Origin of the sequence: Acinetobacter towneri (assembly GCF_001758345.1) — a bacterium.
GTDB lineage: Bacteria > Pseudomonadota > Gammaproteobacteria > Pseudomonadales > Moraxellaceae > Acinetobacter > Acinetobacter towneri_A.
Genome location: NZ_MKQS01000064.1, coordinates 57,009 through 76,506 on the forward strand (window position 1 = coordinate 57,009; position 19,498 = coordinate 76,506).

At 41.6% G+C, this 19,498-nt stretch carries 15 protein-coding genes; 3 read left to right on the plus strand and 12 right to left on the minus strand.

Translation table 11 applies throughout. The annotated features are described in order from the left end of the window. Positions 1-626: 626 nt before the first annotated feature. From BJN41_RS14360 to BJN41_RS14375, 4 genes are all read right to left on the minus strand, one after another. Entirely contained in the window at positions 627-2,111 is a 1,485-nt protein-coding gene (locus tag BJN41_RS14360; RefSeq protein WP_070156029.1) for an OmpA family protein, read from the minus strand. Between the two features lie 218 nt (positions 2,112-2,329). After that, on the minus strand, positions 2,330-3,565 hold the full coding sequence (locus BJN41_RS14365; RefSeq protein ID WP_070156031.1) for a dihydroorotase: 1,236 nt from the start codon (positions 3,563-3,565) through the stop codon (positions 2,330-2,332). A gap of 10 nt (positions 3,566-3,575) precedes the next feature. Then, entirely contained in the window at positions 3,576-4,592 is a 1,017-nt protein-coding gene (locus BJN41_RS14370) for an aspartate carbamoyltransferase catalytic subunit (protein WP_004971550.1), read from the minus strand. A 305-nt stretch (positions 4,593-4,897) separates the two neighbouring features. Continuing rightward, entirely contained in the window at positions 4,898-5,278 is a 381-nt protein-coding gene (locus BJN41_RS14375) for a hypothetical protein (RefSeq protein ID WP_070156033.1), read from the minus strand. Positions 5,279-5,603: 325 nt separating this feature from the next. Between BJN41_RS14375 and rlmKL the strand changes: the two genes are divergently transcribed. Further along, positions 5,604-7,808 (plus strand): bifunctional 23S rRNA (guanine(2069)-N(7))-methyltransferase RlmK/23S rRNA (guanine(2445)-N(2))-methyltransferase RlmL, encoded by a 2,205-nt coding sequence (rlmKL, locus tag BJN41_RS14380; protein WP_070156035.1) that lies wholly within the window; start codon positions 5,604-5,606, stop codon positions 7,806-7,808. Between the two features lie 73 nt (positions 7,809-7,881). On the opposite strand, the gene BJN41_RS14385 is transcribed toward rlmKL, so the two are convergent. From BJN41_RS14385 to BJN41_RS14395, 3 genes are all read right to left on the minus strand, one after another. Continuing rightward, positions 7,882-9,165 (minus strand): DUF945 family protein, encoded by a 1,284-nt coding sequence (locus BJN41_RS14385; RefSeq protein WP_070156037.1) that lies wholly within the window; start codon positions 9,163-9,165, stop codon positions 7,882-7,884. A 228-nt stretch (positions 9,166-9,393) separates the two neighbouring features. Next, positions 9,394-11,973 carry an ATP-dependent chaperone ClpB gene (clpB, locus tag BJN41_RS14390; protein WP_070156039.1) on the minus strand — a complete coding sequence of 860 codons (2,580 nt, stop codon included), beginning with the start codon at positions 11,971-11,973 and terminating at the stop codon, positions 9,394-9,396. A 313-nt stretch (positions 11,974-12,286) separates the two neighbouring features. Then, positions 12,287-12,709 (minus strand): OsmC family protein, encoded by a 423-nt coding sequence (locus BJN41_RS14395; RefSeq protein WP_070156041.1) that lies wholly within the window; start codon positions 12,707-12,709, stop codon positions 12,287-12,289. 148 nt (positions 12,710-12,857) lie between these two features. Between BJN41_RS14395 and crp the strand changes: the two genes are divergently transcribed. Then, a complete protein-coding gene (gene crp / locus BJN41_RS14400; protein WP_070156043.1) occupies positions 12,858-13,562 on the plus strand; it encodes a cAMP-activated global transcriptional regulator CRP in 705 nt (234 codons plus the stop codon). Between the two features lie 205 nt (positions 13,563-13,767). Next, positions 13,768-14,817: an NADP(H)-dependent aldo-keto reductase gene (locus tag BJN41_RS14405; RefSeq protein WP_070156045.1), complete on the plus strand. Its 1,050-nt coding sequence runs from the start codon at positions 13,768-13,770 to the stop codon at positions 14,815-14,817. Positions 14,818-14,917: 100 nt separating this feature from the next. Here the strand turns inward: BJN41_RS14405 and BJN41_RS14410 are convergent, their stop codons facing one another. The 5 genes from BJN41_RS14410 to BJN41_RS14430 form a co-directional block, all read right to left on the minus strand. Next, positions 14,918-15,700 carry a M48 family metallopeptidase gene (locus BJN41_RS14410; protein WP_070156047.1) on the minus strand — a complete coding sequence of 261 codons (783 nt, stop codon included), beginning with the start codon at positions 15,698-15,700 and terminating at the stop codon, positions 14,918-14,920. Between the two features lie 156 nt (positions 15,701-15,856). Next, the gene (locus tag BJN41_RS14415; protein ID WP_019837621.1) at positions 15,857-16,165 is read right to left on the minus strand and encodes a hypothetical protein; all 309 of its coding nucleotides are present in this window, start codon (positions 16,163-16,165) and stop codon (positions 15,857-15,859) included. Between the two features lie 238 nt (positions 16,166-16,403). Continuing rightward, positions 16,404-17,723: an adenylosuccinate synthase gene (locus BJN41_RS14420; protein ID WP_019837622.1), complete on the minus strand. Its 1,320-nt coding sequence runs from the start codon at positions 17,721-17,723 to the stop codon at positions 16,404-16,406. 69 nt (positions 17,724-17,792) lie between these two features. Continuing rightward, a complete protein-coding gene (locus BJN41_RS14425; RefSeq protein WP_019837623.1) occupies positions 17,793-18,959 on the minus strand; it encodes an ATP phosphoribosyltransferase regulatory subunit in 1,167 nt (388 codons plus the stop codon). 165 nt (positions 18,960-19,124) lie between these two features. Then, positions 19,125-19,439 carry a hypothetical protein gene (locus BJN41_RS14430; RefSeq protein ID WP_019837624.1) on the minus strand — a complete coding sequence of 105 codons (315 nt, stop codon included), beginning with the start codon at positions 19,437-19,439 and terminating at the stop codon, positions 19,125-19,127. Positions 19,440-19,498: the final 59 nt, after the last annotated feature.

The window sequence follows — 19,498 nt, forward strand, 5'->3', positions numbered from 1 at the left end:
CTGTGCTTGCTGGGCAAATTGATGTCTATCTGCTTTTATAAAACGTATTTGCTCATGCCATAAATGCGAGTGCCTGGTCTGAGTCAGATAATCACTCACGCCCTGCCGATAATCGATTGTAGCTGTTTGGGATAATAAGACGCATCGTAAAATAGTACGAATCCACTCAATCACATCCAGCTTTTCGACTTAAGCCAAGGAGTGTCTTCCATTTGAACCAACATATTGATTGGCAAAGATTCGGTTTGCAATGGCAAAGTTTTCAACTTAATGTAATAAACCAATAGGGTCTTGGGTGTTTTCACCTTAACCGTCAGTACCAGCACTACACACTTTCATACTTTTTGACGAACACTATCCAAAGTATTTAGTTGATCATCAAAGTTTCAGGTACTCATTCCATTAGGATAATATTCGCGCAAAGTATCGAGATTCTGGTTATTATAATAAACCTGCATCTTTTTAATCGTTCCACTTGAGATTGCTTAAGATCCCGAAAGTCATACAAGCTTCTAAGCCCAATGCTTTGACTTTACGCACCATTTATGAACAATGCTTCGGGATTGATCCGCAATAAAAAAGCCTTCACTTTGCAAAGTGAAGGCTTACAAGAAAATAGACCTATTTTAAGATTGAGGCGCCTTTTGCTCTACCACGCCTGCATCTTCCACACTACGTACCGTGCCTGTATCTACATTCAAGACTTCAAACTCAATACGGCGGTTTTTAAATTGGCCTTCTGGGGTTGCATTTGACGCAATCGGCTGCTCTAAACCAAAACCAATGGCTTGCAGCTGACCTGGGTTTACACCACGTGATACTAAATAATCGACCACGGCTTGCGCACGTTGTTGTGACAATGTCTTGTTGGCATTGGCATCACCTACGGCATCGGTGTGCCCTTTCACGGTTAATTGCACTTGTGGCGCGCGCTGCATCAATACCGCAGCCTGATCTAAAATAGACTTATTGGCTGCTGGAATTTCAGTCGATGCAGAATCAAAATTAATGATTTGCATATTGAGTGCCGTCGCAACATCTAACGCGCGGATATTGTCAGGATTAATTGCAGCCAAAGCCTGCTCGGCATTACTAATACTGCTGGTTACAGCCTGATTGACATCGGTTACTGTGTTTTCTGCAGGTTGCTGAGTCACTACAGTCATGTTTTTAGCCAATGGACGAATTTGACTGGCTAAACGCTCTGCATCGGCAGGGTTCGCTGCTTGAATAGACAGTTGATTGCCCAYCCAGTTTAAATTGACATTCGGTACCCCTTTCAGCATTTTCAACACGCTTGGAATCACATCCTGATCAATAAATTCTGAATGATAGTTGGTAAAATTTTCTGCACCACAACCTGTTGGATGATTAAAAATTTGCTTCACTTCATTTTGCAAAATTTCCATATAGCTTGGATTATTTAACAAAATTTGACAGGTCACCAAATTACCATCACTGCCAGTGCTGACTTGTAACATTGCAGCCTGATTTGCTGCCACTTGGGTCTGTGTGGTTGCAGGCGCTAGGTTGCGGTCACTGCATGCACGGAATAAAAATGCCAATAAACCAATTAAAATAATTAAAGCTAAAATTGGCAATAACCACGAACGGCGTTCTTCTACTGGCTCAGTCACAATAACTTCAGGTGCTTGATGTACGGTTTGTCCTGCAGCATTATTTACCCCCAATGCAGCCAATAAAGCTGTTGCCCACTGCGGCAAAGCTGCCTGAATTGAATCTAAATTATTTTGCAATAAATGTTGAATCGCAACTGGGTCTGATGAACCTGCCTGATTTTCAAGAAAGTTTAGACTAGGTGCAATTGAACGATTCAGGGTGTTTTCAATTTCGGTTTGCGGTGCTGTGCCGCTGACCAAATCTAAAAACTGCTGTTTTAAAGATAGATTTGCGCCAAAGACATCCCCCACACGCGGATTTAGTTGTCGCTGCAGAGTATCAATCAGTTCAGGACGTGAATTTAAAATAGACAATAAAATGGGATAAAAACTATTCAATGCCTGATTTTTTTCAAGCAAATGCTGAGTTTCCCCGTCTAATACAATGGATGACACACTTTGTTTGAGTAAGTCTATTAAATCTGTTTGCATATATATGTCCTCTTTTTTGTCTTTGTTTTCATGTTGTTTTTTAATATATATGCTTAAAATTTAAACAAATGTAATAAATTGTGGTGTTTTGATTTTGTTGTGAAATTTGAGTCAACGGAATGTAGAGTTTTCTATTTTGGGATTGTTAAAATTCAAAAAAAAGCCAGCCGAAGCTGACTTTTATTTAAACTTGAAAATAAAATATCATTCAGAGCAAATTAAGCAGTAAAGACGCGTACTGCTTTGCCTTTCACCACTTGATTGATTAAAGGCGTATTTTTGCCCTGTGACACAATCGTTTCTTTGTTGAGCGTCCATTCCACTTCTGGATCAACCAAGACCCAACCCGCTTCCTGTTCCCAACGACTTTGCATTTTTGCTACACGTGCAGGTGCAAGGGTCACTTTTTCTACCCATTCCAATGGACTGAGCAGACCTTCCTGAATCAGTTGAATCCCAAATGGAATATAAGTATCAAATGCAGTAAAACCTGATAAAGTATCCGCAAATGGTGCCATTTTTGCAGAACTGTTTAAAGGCTCGTGATGAGTACAAATCGCATCAATCACGCCATCTTTTACACCTTGACGTAGCAAAGCTTTGTCTTCTTCAGAGCGCAGTGGCGGACGTACATGCGCTAACGAGTTAAAACCATCTATAATTTGATCGGTTAAATGCAGTTGATGCATCGCAACATCACAAGTAACAGGCAGACCTTTAGCTTTGGCTTGTTGAATTAACTCAACTGAGGCACCACAAGACAATAAACCAAAATGCGCACGTACACCTGTGGCTTCAATCATCAGCAAATACTTGGCAATCGCCACGGTTTCAGCCAAAGTCGGAATCATGGGTAAGCCTTGACGCGAAGCAATAAAACCTTCATGCACACAGCCATCTTTGGCAATTTGTGGTTCTTCAGCATAGAACACCACAGTCATGTCTAAACCCGCTGCATACTCCAAAGTCCTAATTACCACATCATCATCTTCAAAAGGTGCATTGGCATTGGACACTGCACTACAGCCGCCTTTTTTCAGTCCCGCCATATTGGCAGGCTGCTTGCCGTTTAAACCTTGAGTTTGTGCACCAATCACTTCTAAATAAATGCCACCATCCAACATGGCTTTTTCGACCAAACCATGAATGAGTGCACCGTTGTCTTGCACGATTGGTTTAGAATCGGGTGGCGTAAATAAGTGCAGAATTCCGTTTTCACGTGCGGCCTTGCCTTCAGATTTGAGCGTGCCATGTTGTTGCTGACCAGGTTCACGTAAACGTGCGCATAAATCGACCATAGTTGGCATGAGCCATTGACCTTGGGCATCTATGCTTTCGCTAATATCTGCACTTTCTGCAACCAACTTGCCATTTTCAAGATATACCGTTTGTACGCGGTCAATTTGCTGGATTGGGTCAAGCACACGTACATTTTCAATTTTTACAATCGCCATGACTTTTTCCTTATACCGCAATCGCGTCAATCAAACCTTGTTCTTGCAATTGACCTTGCATCGCCAAGGCCAATACCGCCATACGTACCGCAATACCGTTGGTTACTTGATTTAAAATCACCGATTGAGGCCCATCGGCAATGCTTGAATCAATTTCGACACCACGGTTCATTGGACCAGGATGCATCACAATACAGTTTGGTTTTGCAAGCGCCAAACGCTCTTTGTTTAAACCGTACATTTTGTAGAATTCGGCTTGTGAGGCAAGTGCTGGCGAATCAATACGTTCATTTTGAATACGCAGGGTGATAATCACGTCGCAATCTTTAATGCCTTCTTCCATTTTGTTAAATAAACGCACGCCTGCGCCATATTCATCAAAACCGTAGGGCAACAAAGTGTTCGGTGCAATCACGCGAATGTCTTTACAGCCCAGTGTTTGCAAGGCAGCCACATCGGAACGCGCCACGCGTGAATGTTTGATATCACCAATAATCGCAACACTTAATTCTTCATAAGGTCGTTGGGTTTCACGGCGAATGGTCAGCATATCCAACATCGCTTGCGTTGGATGTGCATGACGGCCATCACCCGCATTAATAATGGCAACCTTTGGGCAAACCGTTTTAGCAATAAAATGTGCTGCACCTGAAGATGAATGACGCACCACAAAAATGTCAGCAGCCATCGCCTCTAAGTTCCACAAAGTGTCACGCAAAGTTTCACCTTTAGAGGTACTTGAACGGGCAATATCAATATTGAGTACATTGGCAGAAAGACGCTTGGCTGCGGCTTCAAATGTGGTGCGGGTACGAGTAGAGTTTTCGAAGAACAAATTCATCACCGTGCGCCCTTCGAGCAAATTATTGGTGATCAGTTGGTTTTGTTCATTGAAAAAGGACTGTGCTGTGTCCAGAATTTGGGTGAGGGTTTCTTTGGAAAGACCTTCGATGGTTAAAAAGTGTTTTAAATGCCCATCTTTATTCAATTGAATCTGGCTCGGAGTATGCAATGCCGCCAAATGCATGAGAGATTCCTTATACGTTAAGTTAACGCATTATACAGAAATTGATTTGGCAAAGCAGTGTAACTTGGCGTGATTTAGTCAAAAGAAACTTATGATTTTAAAAATTAAGTCATGCAGACTCATCTACACTTTCTTTCATGCTTAATACTCTACAAAGCGATGTGAAAGGATGGCATTTATATTTAACTGCTCTGCTAGCCAATCATCTTGATATGAGCTTGATGAACATCTGGTGGGTCAATCTTCGCCTACAACAGCCTACGCAACCTTCAGGCTATGTAGGCAAAGTCTGTACTATTCCCCGTTTAACGCAATGCCCCTATATAATGATGCGACACCTGCGCCCGATAAATTTCTTCAGCTGTCGGTTCAGTCAAGTCATCTATATTTTCTACTGCATCTAATTGCTGCACTTCAGTCTGCGGCGACGTTATTTCTGCATCAGCATCCATTAAGTTAGCCAATATACTGTTTAAGCGCAGCGCATAACGGCACAATTCCTCATCGTGTGTAGCGAGCGCTAATTGCAGCACTGCACGTGCATAGTCAGAATTTTCCACCAGATACATGACATCAATCACACGTCCACTGACCCGTCTTAATCGCGTATAAATTAAAGTTGCAACTGAAAAAATCTCGTTATTTGCCGCTAAAGCCTGTGCCGTGTTTAAAGTAGCCGTGGTCATTTAAATATTCCCCTTATCGCTTCATTGTTGTTTTGCAGTGTTTGATGCTCATCTGCAAAATGTTCACCATCACAACAATGTATGAGCAAAATACATACCAATCATGTGAATATTCAGGTTTTTATTCTTGCGCAATACAATCACTCAAAATTTTATGGGATGTCATTGCATCCTCACTGCATTTTTAGAAAAAATAGTAAAAAATGCCCTGAAACTCTTCAAACCAAGACCTTTAAAATTCTGCACGATTCACGCTAAATCACTAAGTTTTCTAGCACAAAATACGGTAAAATAGCCGATTGCTGAATTGCTTTTGGAAATTTTCATGAATTCGAAACCCCGTCTTTCTACATATTGGGTCACCTGTGCAGATGGACTTGAAACCTTATTGCAAGAAGAAATGCAAGGTTTAGGTATTCAAAATATCGAACGTTTACCGGGTCGTTTAATTTTCAAAGGCACACTCGAAAATGCCTATCGTGTCTGCATGTGGTCACGTTTAGCCTCACGTGTCCTTACGCCAATTCACACACACGAAATTGAATTCAGTCACGACGCGCGCGATGTAGCCGAAGAGCTTTATGAAGGTGCGCTTAGCTTTGACTGGTCACTCATTTTTGCCCCACAAAGTACATTTGCAGTGCGTTTACACATTGAACGTGACATCAAAGTAAATAGCCAGTTTGCGACCTTGCGCGTTAAAGATGGTGTGGTCGATTCATTTATGGATGCAGTGGGCAAACGTCCAAGCATCGACATCAAACAGCCAGAAATTACCTTATACGTGTTGGCAGGCAAAAAAGAACATACATACTGCCTTGATTTATCGGGCGATTCATTGCATAAGCGCGGCTATCGTCGTTTTATGACCGATGCTCCAATTAAAGAAAACCTTGCCGCAGCTATTCTGCAAAAAGGTCAATTACAACAAATTCAACCCGACATTATTCTAGACCCAATGTGTGGTTCGGGTACTTTTATTATTGAAGCATTAATGATGCTGACTGACCGTGCGCCAGGTCTAGTACGTCGTTTTGGTTTTAATGGTTGGCAAGGTCATGACCATGAATTATGGATGAGTATTAAAGCAGAAGCGGCAGAACGCCATCAAACTGCATTACAACAACCCTTGCCAAAACTTTATGCTTTCGATGCTGACTGGGAAGCAGTCAAAGCCACCAAGCAAAATATTATTGCGGCAGGCTTTGAAAGTCTGCTCGATCAGATTCAAATTGAAGAACGTACTTTGGCTGACTGGCCCGACTTTCAAGCCGAAGGCAAAAAAGCCTTTATTGTAACCAACCCGCCTTATGGTGAGCGTTTAGGTGATAAAGCCTCAAACCGTGCCTTATATTTGGGTCTGTCTGCACTCTTGCAAAAGCATTTCCCAAATCAAAAAGCAGCCGTCATTGCAGCCCAAGTTGAACAAGCCGATGTGTTGGCTTTCAATGACCCACAAATTTTACGTTTGATGAACGGTAAACTACCAATTTATGTCCGTTTTGGTACGATCAAACCTGCAGCAGTCGCACGTCCATTCTTGGCAGATTGGCAACCGCAACAATTTGAACCCATTGAAGGTGCAGAAGACTTCACCAACCGTTTGCAAAAAAATATGCAAAGTCTGAAAAAATGGGCCGTGAAAGAAAATGTGCATTGTCTGCGTTTATACGATGCCGACTTACCTGACTTTAATGTCGCAGTCGATTTATACGGCGACCGTTTGCACGTGCAGGAATATGCACCACCGAAAAAAATTGACCCTGAAAAAGCCAAAAAGCGTTTTAACCTTGCCTTACAAGCCATTCGCGCCGTTACAGGTTTAGGGCGCGATGCGGTATTTATTAAAACCCGAGCCCGTCAAGAAGGTAAAAACCAGTACACCAAACAAAGTACAGCCTCGAAGCGTTTTATTGTGCAGGAAGGTCAGGCTAAAATTTTGGTCAACCTCACCGACTACCTTGATACAGGCTTATTCCTTGACCATCGTCAAATGCGTTTACGCATTGCCAAAGAAGCCCGTGGCAAGCACTTCCTGAATTTATACAGTTATACCTCGACTGCAAGTTTACATGCCGCGCTTGGCGGTGCAGCAAGCACCACCAGTGTCGATTTGTCTAATACTTATTTAAACTGGTCTAAAGAAAACTTTGTATTGAATGGTTTAACGGTAGACCATGCCGATGAGCAACATCAATTCTTTGCCAGCGATTGTTTTGAATGGCTCAAAGAAGGTCATGAACAATATGATCTGATCTTTATTGACCCACCAACTTTCTCTAACTCTAAAAAATTCTACGGAACGTTTGACGTACAACGCGACCACGTTTCTTTAATTAAACGTGCCATGAACCGCTTAACCACAAGCGGTACGCTGTACTTCTCCAACAACTACCGTGGTTTTGAAATGGATGAAGAAATTGAAGCCATGTTTGATGTGCAGGAAATTAGCCATGAAACCATTGGGCAAGATTTCAAACGCAATACCAAAATCCACCGTGCTTGGAAAATTCAGCACCCGCCTGTTTAAATAAACGATATGGCAATACAACAAAGCCTGTTCATTTGAACAGGCTTTGTTTTATCGTAGATCAGTATCTAGATTATTGACCAGTTAAAAACTTCTTTTCACCATATTGATAATGCATCGACAGTTTAAATTCATCACCATCACGTTGAATTTGCTGATTGCCTTGCATCGCACTGAGTATCTGTTCCAACTCTTGATCAGACATGCTTTTACCTGCAGCATTCATATAATTATTCATAATGGTTTTGACCACTTGCTTGTTAAAACTCACATCGGTTTGCATTTCCAATAAACTTGGGAACATTTTCGCTAAGCCTTCTACAGTGGTTTGATGCCCTGGCATCACTTTACCAACCAAATCTGCCCGAATACTGCCTGTGCCTAATTTCAACTGATTCTTCTTGGATTCGAACTGAAAGCCCTCATTAATCACAGCCAACAAGGCTTGTTGAACTTCTTTCTTAAAGTTTTCTGCTTCTAAGCAGGAATTGCTTTGTTTTTGAATAATATCAAAAAAGGTCTGCATTTTTGTGCGTTGCAAATCTTTAACATCCCAATTGAACTGCAAATCTTGCATGGCAGGCACATTATTTAAACCTAACTCGGCAATTTTAAATTTTGAATGAATATCAACCGTACGCTCATGCAGTTGAGTATCCATACGCCAACTGAAGTCCTTCATTTTGCCTGAACCCACTGCTTTTGGGTCTTGACGCTGCATTTCTGCAATACTGAATTGAAAATAGCCCGGCTCTAAAGACTGTGCATTCAAAGCCTGATTGGTTTTAAACTGCATACCTTTTACTTGAAGATGTCCAAATTGATCCCGCACCGTCAATTGAGGCACATCAAAACTCATATTTACAATTTTCTGATGCCCTTGACTTTGTTTCGCCTGAAACTCAATCTGCATAGGCGAAAATTTAGCTTCAAGTCCTGCTTCTTTTTTCTCTATGGCAGGTATGCTCAATTTTGTGGTCGACACGCCCAACCAATTTACTTGTGTTGTCATATTTAAAGGCTGCTGAAATAACTCGGAAAATTGGCCCTGCCCTTGTTCCAAATTCATTTTAGAATCAATTTGGTAACCTTTCCATGTCCGCTGAATTTGATCTTGTCCGTGAAACACCAATTTTTCTTTAGCATTACACGGGTCTGAAATAATGGTCATTTTCCATTTGGCAGTACCTGTCAAAGTCGCCATGTGGTAGTCTGTATATTGCAAGCTAATATTAGGTGCAGGATTTGAATTTTGTTGATAATGCTCACGCAGGCTCTTATCTGCATATAAATTTCCCGCAGCGGCAGCTCCTGCTAACACTGCAACCCCCATTCCACCCCATACTATTTTTGACATAGATTCTGCTCAGAATTTATCTATTTTTATTGATAAAAAAATTATAATTAATCTTCTTTAAAAAAGATAATTGTTTTGCAAATAAATCACTTAAATAAAATATTTATCACAAAATATTTAAAATAGCTGTCACTTTTGACCAAAAATTTTACTAATGTGACCTGAATTGTCAGTCATAAAAAACCCAGCCGAAGCTGGGTTTCTTGAAAGTTGCTAACATATAGCCAATTAGCTGAGTTTCATTTTTTCAAACAGCAAATGACCATTTTCAGCTTTAATTAAAATCGTATCGCCTGCAACAAAGTCGCCTGCTAAGATTTTTTGCGCCAACGTGTTTTCCACTTGTTGCTGAATCGCACGTTTCAATGGACGCGCACCGTAGACTGGGTCAAAACCTGCTTCAATCAATTGATCAAATGCAGTATCGTCTATCGACAAGCGCAAATCGCGTTCGCTTAATCGTGCACGTAAACGATCCAATTGAATATCGGCAATGCCACGAATTTGTGCTTTTTCCAATGAATGGAACACCACCAATTCATCAATACGGTTAATAAATTCAGGGCGGAAATGTTGCGACACTGCTGCCATGACCACGGCACGTACTTCTTCACGTGTTGGATTGTCACCTAGTTCACGTACATCGTGAGAACCCAAGTTAGAAGTCATCACAATTACAGTGTTTTTAAAGTCCACCACGCGACCTTGCGAATCGGTCAGGCGACCATCATCCAACACTTGCAATAAGATGTTAAATACGTCCGGATGGGCTTTTTCCACCTCATCAAACAACACCACACTGTACGGTTTACGACGCACTGCTTCGGTTAACACACCACCTTCTTCATAACCAACATAGCCCGGAGGCGCACCAACTAAACGGCTAACCGAGTGTTTTTCCATAAATTCAGACATATCAATCCGAATCATGGCATCATCACTGTCAAACAAGAAGTTTGCCAACGCTTTGGTCAATTCTGTTTTACCTACCCCTGTTGGGCCAAGGAACAGGAACGAACCACTTGGACGGTTAGGATCAGACAAACCAGCGCGTGAACGACGTACTGCATTCGATACCGCTACCACAGCTTCGTCTTGTCCCACCACACGGTTATGCAAGAAATCTTCCATGTGTAGCAGTTTTTCACGCTCACCCTGCAGCATTTTCGATACAGGAATGCCCGTTGCTGCACTAACGACTTCAGCAATTTCATTGTCCGTAACTTTGTTACGCAATAATTTTGGTTCTTCTTTCTCTTCAACCAACTCATCTTGTGCCAGTTGTTTTTCCAACTCAGGAATCACGCCGTATTGCAAACGTGACATTTCTGCCAAGTCGTTCTCACGCTGCGCCTTTTGCAATGCCATACGTGCCTGATCTAACTGAGTCTGTATTTGCTTAGTACCTTCAACCAAGGTTTTTTCCGCTTTCCAGACTTCTTCCAAATCATTGTATTCATTCTGAACTTCAATAATTTGTTTTTCCAGATGCGCAACTTCGGCACGGCTGCCTGCATCTTCATCTTTCTTCACGGCTTCAAGTTGCAGTTTCAATTGAATTAAACGGCGCTCTAATTTATCTAAGGCTTCAGGCTTAGAATCTAGCTCCATTTTAATCCGTGACGCTGCCTCATCCACCAAGTCAATTGCCTTGTCGGGAAGTTGACGGTCGGTGATATAACGGTGCGACATTTTAGCCGCGGCAATAATCGCAGAGTCTAAAATTTTAACCCCGTGGTGTACTTCATAGCGTTCTTTCAGACCTCGTAAAATTGCAATGGTGTCTTCTACACTTGGCTCATCGACCAATACTTTTTGGAAACGACGTTCTAAAGCCGCATCTTTTTCAATATATTGACGATACTCATCTAAAGTAGTGGCACCGACGCAGCGCAATTCGCCACGCGCCAATGCAGGTTTCAACATATTGCCTGCATCCATGGCACCGTCGCCTTTACCTGCACCCACAAGTGTGTGTAATTCATCAATAAATAAGATGACTTCACCTTCTTGTTTCGCCAAGTCTTTTAAGACAGCTTTTAGACGTTCTTCAAACTCACCGCGATATTTCGCACCTGCCAACAATGAACCCAAATCTAAAGATAAAACACGTTTACCTTTTAAACTTTCTGGCACTTCACCATTCACAATACGCTGCGCCAAACCTTCAACAATCGCAGTTTTACCCACACCAGGTTCACCAATGAGTACTGGGTTGTTTTTGGTACGGCGTGACAACACCTGAACGGTACGACGAATTTCATCATCACGACCAATAACAGGGTCTAGCTTGCCTGCCAATGCACGTTCAGTTAAGTCGATGGTATATTTATTGAGTGAGTCACGTTGATCTTCGTGATTATTGCTCATGACTTTTTCATCCCCTCTAATTTTGTCAATTACACTACGCAAACTGTCTGAGGTCACGCCTACACTGTTCAGTAGTGTTTTGGTCGCGCCCACTTCACTCAAACCCAGCATCAACCAATCGGTTGACAAGAACTCATCACCTGCTTTTTGGGCAAAGCTGTCAGCCAAATTCAAGGCTTTAACCGCATCTGGACTTAAGTTGATATCGCCTGTTGGATTGGCCAAAGTCGGTGCATCGGCAATCGCTTGCTGTAATTTGCTTTGCAAATCACGTAGGTTGGCGCCTGCTTGTTGTAATAAACTTACATTGGAGGCTTCTTCGAGCAAAGTCGCCAATAAATGAATGCCTTCAATGGCAGTATGATCTTTCCCTATCGCGAGAGATTGGGCATCGGATAAAGCTTGCTGTAGGCGGTTGGTAAACTTTTCAAAACGCATTCTTGTTATTCCTCACAACAAATTGTGTACTTGATGGATATATGGGAACGCAGGCGTAAATTTCAATTAAATTTTTTATATATTTTTCAAAATCTTAATTAAAAATTAACAGTTAGATTTCAATTATAATATTAGACTGATTAAAGTAAATTTCAAGTTTAGTCTGGTAATTTTTTTATAGTGAGTTGAATGATTGACATACACTTGTATATCAATAAATTAAAGGCTTTTGATTATTATTCATGTAAATAGAAATATTTAGTTACAATGATTGGCAAATATACCAACCATTGTATGACCTATCAGTCAACGCTTAATCTTGTTCAATAATTTCAAAATCATGGCTAATTTCAACACCACCATCAGATAGCATTTTACTGGCAGAACAGTATTTTTCTGCTGAAAGTTCAACCGCCTTCGCGACCTGCTTTTCCTTGACAGCCTTGCCTTTGACCACAAAATGCAAATGAATTTTGGTGAACACTGCAGGGATGCTATCGGCACGTTCTGCTGTTAACTGACATTCAACATGCGTCACTTCTTGGCGTGATTTCTTTAAAATAGTCACAATATCGAATGAAGCACAACCACCAAGTCCCATTAAGATTAACTCCATAGGACGTGGACCACGGTTTTCACCGCCATATTCTGCGGATCCATCCATCACTACAGAATGACCACTTTCTGATTTGGCTTCAAAAGCAACGTTCTCTAACCATTGAACACTTGTTTGCATTGCAACTACCTAAAAAAAACTATAAATTGACACGGGTATTTGTACACTAACATAACTTGAGTTGATAAGGAATTTCATCTCTACTGTGTGACAAGTTCAGCTTAGGTCTTGTGCGATCTATTATTTATCCATTTTCGGAACCGTTAGCATGACTTCCAACTTTTCACAGCTGAGTACTGATGCATTGTCCCCAGGACAACTGCCTGAATCAGTCAAAGCATTATTAAAACGTGCATACATCAACCGTTATCCAAAACGGACAACTATTGTTGATGCAGGGACTGAATCAAAATCATTATATTTGATTCTAAAAGGTTCAGTATCAATTATTCTTCGCGAAGATGATGATCGCGAAATTGTTGTGGCATATTTGAATCCAGGCGACTTTTTTGGGGAAATGGGTCTGTTTGAATCGAATCCGCAACGTACTGCAGAGGTTCGTACTCGTGATGTCTGTGAAATCGCAGAAATTACTTATGAAAATTTCCACGAACTCAGCAAACAATATCCCGATTTAAGCTATGCCGTTTTTGCACAGCTGGTACGTCGTTTAAAAAATACTACACGTAAAGTGACTGACCTTGCCTTTATAGATGTGTCTGGTCGTATTGCACGTTGCTTGATTGATCTTTCTGCGCAGCCAGAAGCCATGATTTTGCCAAACGGTCGTCAAATTCGTATTACACGCCAAGAAATTGGTCGTATTGTCGGCTGTTCACGTGAAATGGTCGGGCGTGTTCTAAAAACACTTGAAGAGCAAGGCATGATTGAAACTGATGGTAAAGCCATTCTTATTTTTGATGCTTCATTGGAGCAAAATGAATCCACTGATGGCAACTTTGATGACGAGTAAACCATCTATATGCTCATTAAAAAAAGCAAATCTTCGGATTTGCTTTTTTATTACCAGCTGTTAACTTTTTACCATTTACAATTATCAAAATACTATTATTGCTGTCACTACAATGAAGTAGCAATTTTCGCAGCCACAAGTGGCGCAAAATGGTTTCAGCTCTTGTAACATCAATATATACATATAATCTTGAGCGAGAGACAATATGCAATTTAAACCATTGGCAAAGACGGGGATTTTAGTTCCAGAAATCTGCTTGGGCACCATGACCTTTGGTGAACAAAACACGCAATCAGATGCCTTTGAGCAACTGGATTATGCCTTAGAGCGTGGCGTGTATTTTTGGGATACCGCAGAAATGTATCCCGTACCGCCCAAAATAGAAACTCAAGGTGCAACTGAAACTATCATTGGTAATTGGTTACAGCAACGTGGCGGACGTGATAAATTATTTTTAGCCTCTAAAATTGCAGGCCCATCGCAAGGCGGCAGTCATATTCGAGATGGCAAAACTCGCTTTAACGCACAGGATATTCAATCTGCGCTAGATGGCAACTTAAAACGCCTTCAAACCGACTATATTGACTTATACCAACTGCACTGGCCGCAGCGTCCGACCAATTTTTTTGGCAAACTCGGTTATGGCAACCAAGAAGCACAAAATACGCAAGAAGTAACCGACCTTGCTGAAACCTTAACCGCGTTGCAACAAGAAATTCAAAAAGGACGGATTCGCTATATTGGCCTGTCAAACGAAACCCCCTGGGGCACCATGAAGTTTCTACACTTGGCAGAACAGCTAGGATTAAGCAAATTTGTCAGCGTACAAAATCCTTATAACTTACTGAACCGCACTTACGAAATCGGCATGTCTGAAATTGCCCATTATGAAGGTATTGGACTACTCGCCTACTCACCTTTGGCTTTTGGTTATTTAACTGGTAAATTCCGTCATGGTGCACGCCCTGCCAATGCCCGTGTCACGCTATATTCACGTTTTAGCCGTTACAGCAATCCACAAAGCGAATGGGCGACCGAACAATATGCCCAACTTGCAGCACAACACGGCTTGAGTTTGACGCAACTGGCGCTGGCCTTTATCAAGCAGCAATTTTTTGTGACCAGTACCATTATTGGCGCGACCAATATGGCACAACTCAAACAAAATATTGATGCTTTTGAGATCAACTTATCTGATGAAATTTTACAAGACATTGAAGCGATTCACCGTCAGCAGCCCAACCCGGCACCTTAATTTTATTTTTAAACCCTGTTTTAAAATGAAATTAAAAAAGGATGCGCATTTCCATACGTATCCTTTCTTTTATTTATCTGTCTAACTGACTGATGTCATCTTAACGACGGTTTTGGTTATATACCGCTTGTGCTGCTGGCAAGTTTTTACGCATTGCTTCAATACGCTGACTGTTCGATGGGTGAGTCGATAAGAATGACGCACCGCCACCACCTTCAAGCTTGTTCATTTTCTCCCAAAGGGTAATTGCAGCTTGCGGGTTATAACCTGCACGCGCCATCAGCATTAAACCGCCCTGATCGGCACGACCTTCCAAATTACGTGAATAAGGCAAGCCTATGCCAATTTGAGTACCTAATTGTGCTGCAGCAGCACCCAACTGACCTACGTTGTTACCCGCTGCACTTAAACCAACATTCAGCGCCAAGTTTGTTAAAGCTTGCGCACCAATTTTACTTTTCGCGTGCTCTTCTAGTGCGTGCACCATTTCATGACCCATAATTGCGGCAATTTCAGCATCGGTCAAATTCAGTTTGTTGACAATACCTGTATAGAACACAACCTTACCACCAGGTGCAACAAAAGCGTTTACCTGATCAGACTTAAGCACCGCCAATTGCCATTGGAAAGGCTGCCCAGTTTGGTTCATTTGGTTGGCATATGGAATCAAACGCTGAAACACGGTATTAATACGTTTATACGTGGTTGAACTCGTGTCTAACTGATTTTTATTGCGTGCATCTTGTACCATTTCGTTATAACTTTTAGATGCAGTTGCATTTAAGGTGGCAGTATCTGCACCAGCCATATCTGCCACAGTGGTACAGCCTGAAAAAGTGATTGCGCCTGCGGCACATAAACTTAACATCAGTTTTTTGTTCATTATAATAATCTCCGCCTTGCGAGCTATCTTCATACCAATCAATTATATGAAATCAATTCAAGGCTTTAAATCAATAATCACTTCATAATCATATCATTTATGTAAACAACTCCTAAGCTGTGTACAGATTGTATGTCTAAGCGATCAATCACTGCCTTAGTAAAGAAATTGATAACACAACCAAAACACTAAACAGAAGATATTTAAACCCAAGTAAATTTTAGACACTACTTCTATTTTTTCTTCCATTTCTGGATTTTTGCGTTTGTAGAGTAGGTACGCATTTTGAATCAGAATCAGCGGCACCAAAATACAGGCAAAAATAACGCTCAAACCCATAAATGCCTGATACATAATATTCGGATCATGCTTTTGCGATAAAATCAGCATCATGGCAATGGTCGGTGCACCGCCCATTGCGAACAATAAAGAATAAAAAATCGTACTGGTAATATTTTTATGCATCCTGCATAACCTTTATTAAATTTAATTTTCTAAAGCCATTGTAACAAGCCACCCAGCGCTGCACAGTGCCAGTCATCTGCAACTTTAGTCTTGAAAAAACAACTCACTCAGCATCATCTGCAATTTTTCACCAAATGAGTCGCTATTGAAACTGAAACAACATCAATAAAAAGCCCCATCATTTAGACAGGGCTGAGTACATCATCTGAACTTGTATGTTATGTCAAAGCACAACCACTTAAGCATCAAATGGATGACGCAATACTATCGTTTCTGCGCGGTCTGGGCCTGTAGAAATAATATCGATTGGACATTCAATTAACTGCTCAAGACGTTTGATGTAGTTCACTGCATTTTCAGGCAATTGCTCTACACTGGTCGCGCCCACAGTTGATTCAGACCAACCTGGCATAGTTTCGTAAATTGGCTTTAGATTTTCGTATGCAAGCGCATCAGAAGAACCTACACAACCTGAATCGGCATTTTCATAACCTACACAGATTTTGATTTCTTCTAAACCATCCAACACATCTAACTTGGTCAAGCAAATACCAGAAAGTGAGTTTACATCGACTGAACGACGTAAAATTTCGGCATCAAACCAACCACAACGACGCTGACGACCTGTAGAGGCACCGAACTCATGACCCACAGTACCTAAGTGTTTACCAATCGCATCACCCACGTCATTTGCTGCGTCGTATACCAACTCTGTTGGGAATGGGCCTGCACCAACACGTGTGGTATAAGCTTTGGTAATACCTAAAACGTAGTCTAAATGTAATGGACCCAAGCCTGAACCTGAGCTTACACCGCCCGCAGTCGTGTTCGATGAAGTCACATACGGGTATGTACCGTGGTCAACATCAAGCAATGAGCCTTGCGCACCTTCAAACATAATGTTGTCACCGTTTTTACGGTAATTATGAATTTCAGTCGTTACATCAACCACTAATGGTGCAATCACTTCACGCCATTGGTCACATAGCGCTAAAACTTCATCTAACTGAACTGCTTCAACACCGTAGTATTGTGTCAATTGGAAGTTGTGATAGTCCAATAATTCAGTCAATTGAGCGCGTAATGCTTCACCGCCACGAACCAAGTCAGCAACACGAATCGCACGACGTGCAACCTTGTCTTCATAAGCTGGGCCAATACCACGACCTGTTGTACCAATTTTGGCATTACCACGTTTTTTCTCACGTGCTTGGTCAAGTGCAATGTGGTTCGGCAAAATAAGCGGACAGTTTGGTGAAATACGTAAACGCTCTTTCACTGGCACGCCTTCTTGCTCCAAAATACCCATTTCTTTAATGAGTGCTTCAGGAGAAAGTACAACACCATTACCAATTAAGCACAGTACGTTTTCACGTAAAATACCTGATGGAATGAGGTGTAATACAGTTTTCTTACCACCAACCACGAGAGTATGGCCTGCGTTGTGTCCGCCTTGATAACGAACGACTGCCGCCGCCTGATCGGTGAGCAGGTCGACGATCTTACCTTTACCTTCGTCGCCCCATTGGGTACCAAGTACCACAACATTCTTGCCCATAATAGCCTCATTACATCATGCTGTTAAAATTGAAAACCAAGACTTGTAACATGAAACATGCCTTGGCGATTAAATTTTTTCGACTGTCCACTCACCATGTGCAAGAACCAATTGGTGCGTTGCGTATGGAACCGAGTTTAAATCATCATTGCCCAACAATTGAATTACACTAAAGCCTTGTACACGTGTGTTTTGAATAGCAGCGATTAAATCAGGTTGTGAGCCTTTAGGCGCAACAACAACAGAAGATGATTCAAAACGACCTGCACTTAATACAAACAAGTCACAAGAGAAACCTGTTGCAGGACGCGCACGTCCGAAATGCTGACCAATGCCATCATAACGGCCGCCTTGTGCCAATGGCGCAGCACGATTTGGTGCATATACCGCGTACATTAAGCCAGTGTGATAGTGATAAGAACGCAGCTCAACCACATCTATACCAATATGCAGATTTGGCCAACGCGCCTGAATTTCAGCTTGTGTTGCTTTAACGGCTTCAAATGCTTGATTAAATTCGCTATTTGCCAACACTTCAGCACTTAAATGAGCCCGCAAAGCATTTAAATCGCTGGCATAGCGACCTAAAGCATAAAAATCTGAACCGAAGTTTAAATCTCTGGTAAATTCTGAAAGTTCAGGCAATGCTTTACGCTGATATAAATCTGACAATTGACGTTCAGTGGCTTTGCTTAATTCTGCTTGTTTAACCAAGCTCCGGAACATACCGACATGACCCAAGTCTAAATGCACACCTTCTGCCAGACCTGCTTCTTTGAGCAAGCTGATCATCAGATCAACCATTTCTACATCGGCATCAATGCTATCTGAACCAAATAACTCTGCACCCAATTGCAATGGTGCACGTGTGGAATTAAAACCTTGTGGTTTAGTATGTAAAACCGTACCAGCATAGCAGTAACGTGCAATACCATCTACAGGATGTACATGTGCATCGATACGCGCTACTTGGGGTGTCATATCGGCACGAACACCCAGCAAACGACCTGAAAGTTGGTCAATCACTTTAAATGTGGCAAGGTCTAAATCTTGATTCGATTCTGAAAGAGAAGATAGAGATTCAATGTATTCTATGAATGGCGTGTACACCAACTGATAACCTCGAGATGCGAGGAAATCCAGTGACTTACGACGCAAGTTTTCAATCACTTGCGCTTGTTCTGGTAATACATCAGCTACACCATCAGGTAATAACCATGTCTCTGAAATGGGCATGTTGTAAACCTAAATTCTTGTTTGCGCGGAACGAATCCGCATAAAAAAATCGGGAGGACACCCGATTTCTCCTAGTTTAGCATGATACTTTTGCGCATGCACCTGACTTTTTCTGAAATATGCGGTAAAAAAACATGAATACACGACATCTTTCAAAACCACCATTTAAAAGTCCTGATTTGGTTTAACTGCCTTTGCCAATAAACTGACCAACTCGGCGTTTTGCATTTCAAGCTGTGCTGTTTTTTGCACGGTTTTATCCAGCGCTTCTTGCTGAACCTGCATCTTTTTGGCCAAGTCTTGCATAATTTCTAAAGTCTTTTTCAGATGCTCTTCTAAATGTAATACTTTTTGCTCGACTTGCTGTTGATGCCGCATATCGTTGCTACTGTCTGCCTGATTTTTAAACTGCAACCAAATCAGAAAAATGACGGCAAGTGCGAGCAAAAAAATAAATCCCCACAACAAAATAATCATCATGCTACTACTCTATTCAAATTTTCTATGCAAACTTTGTTTTATCAATTAGCGAATTAACC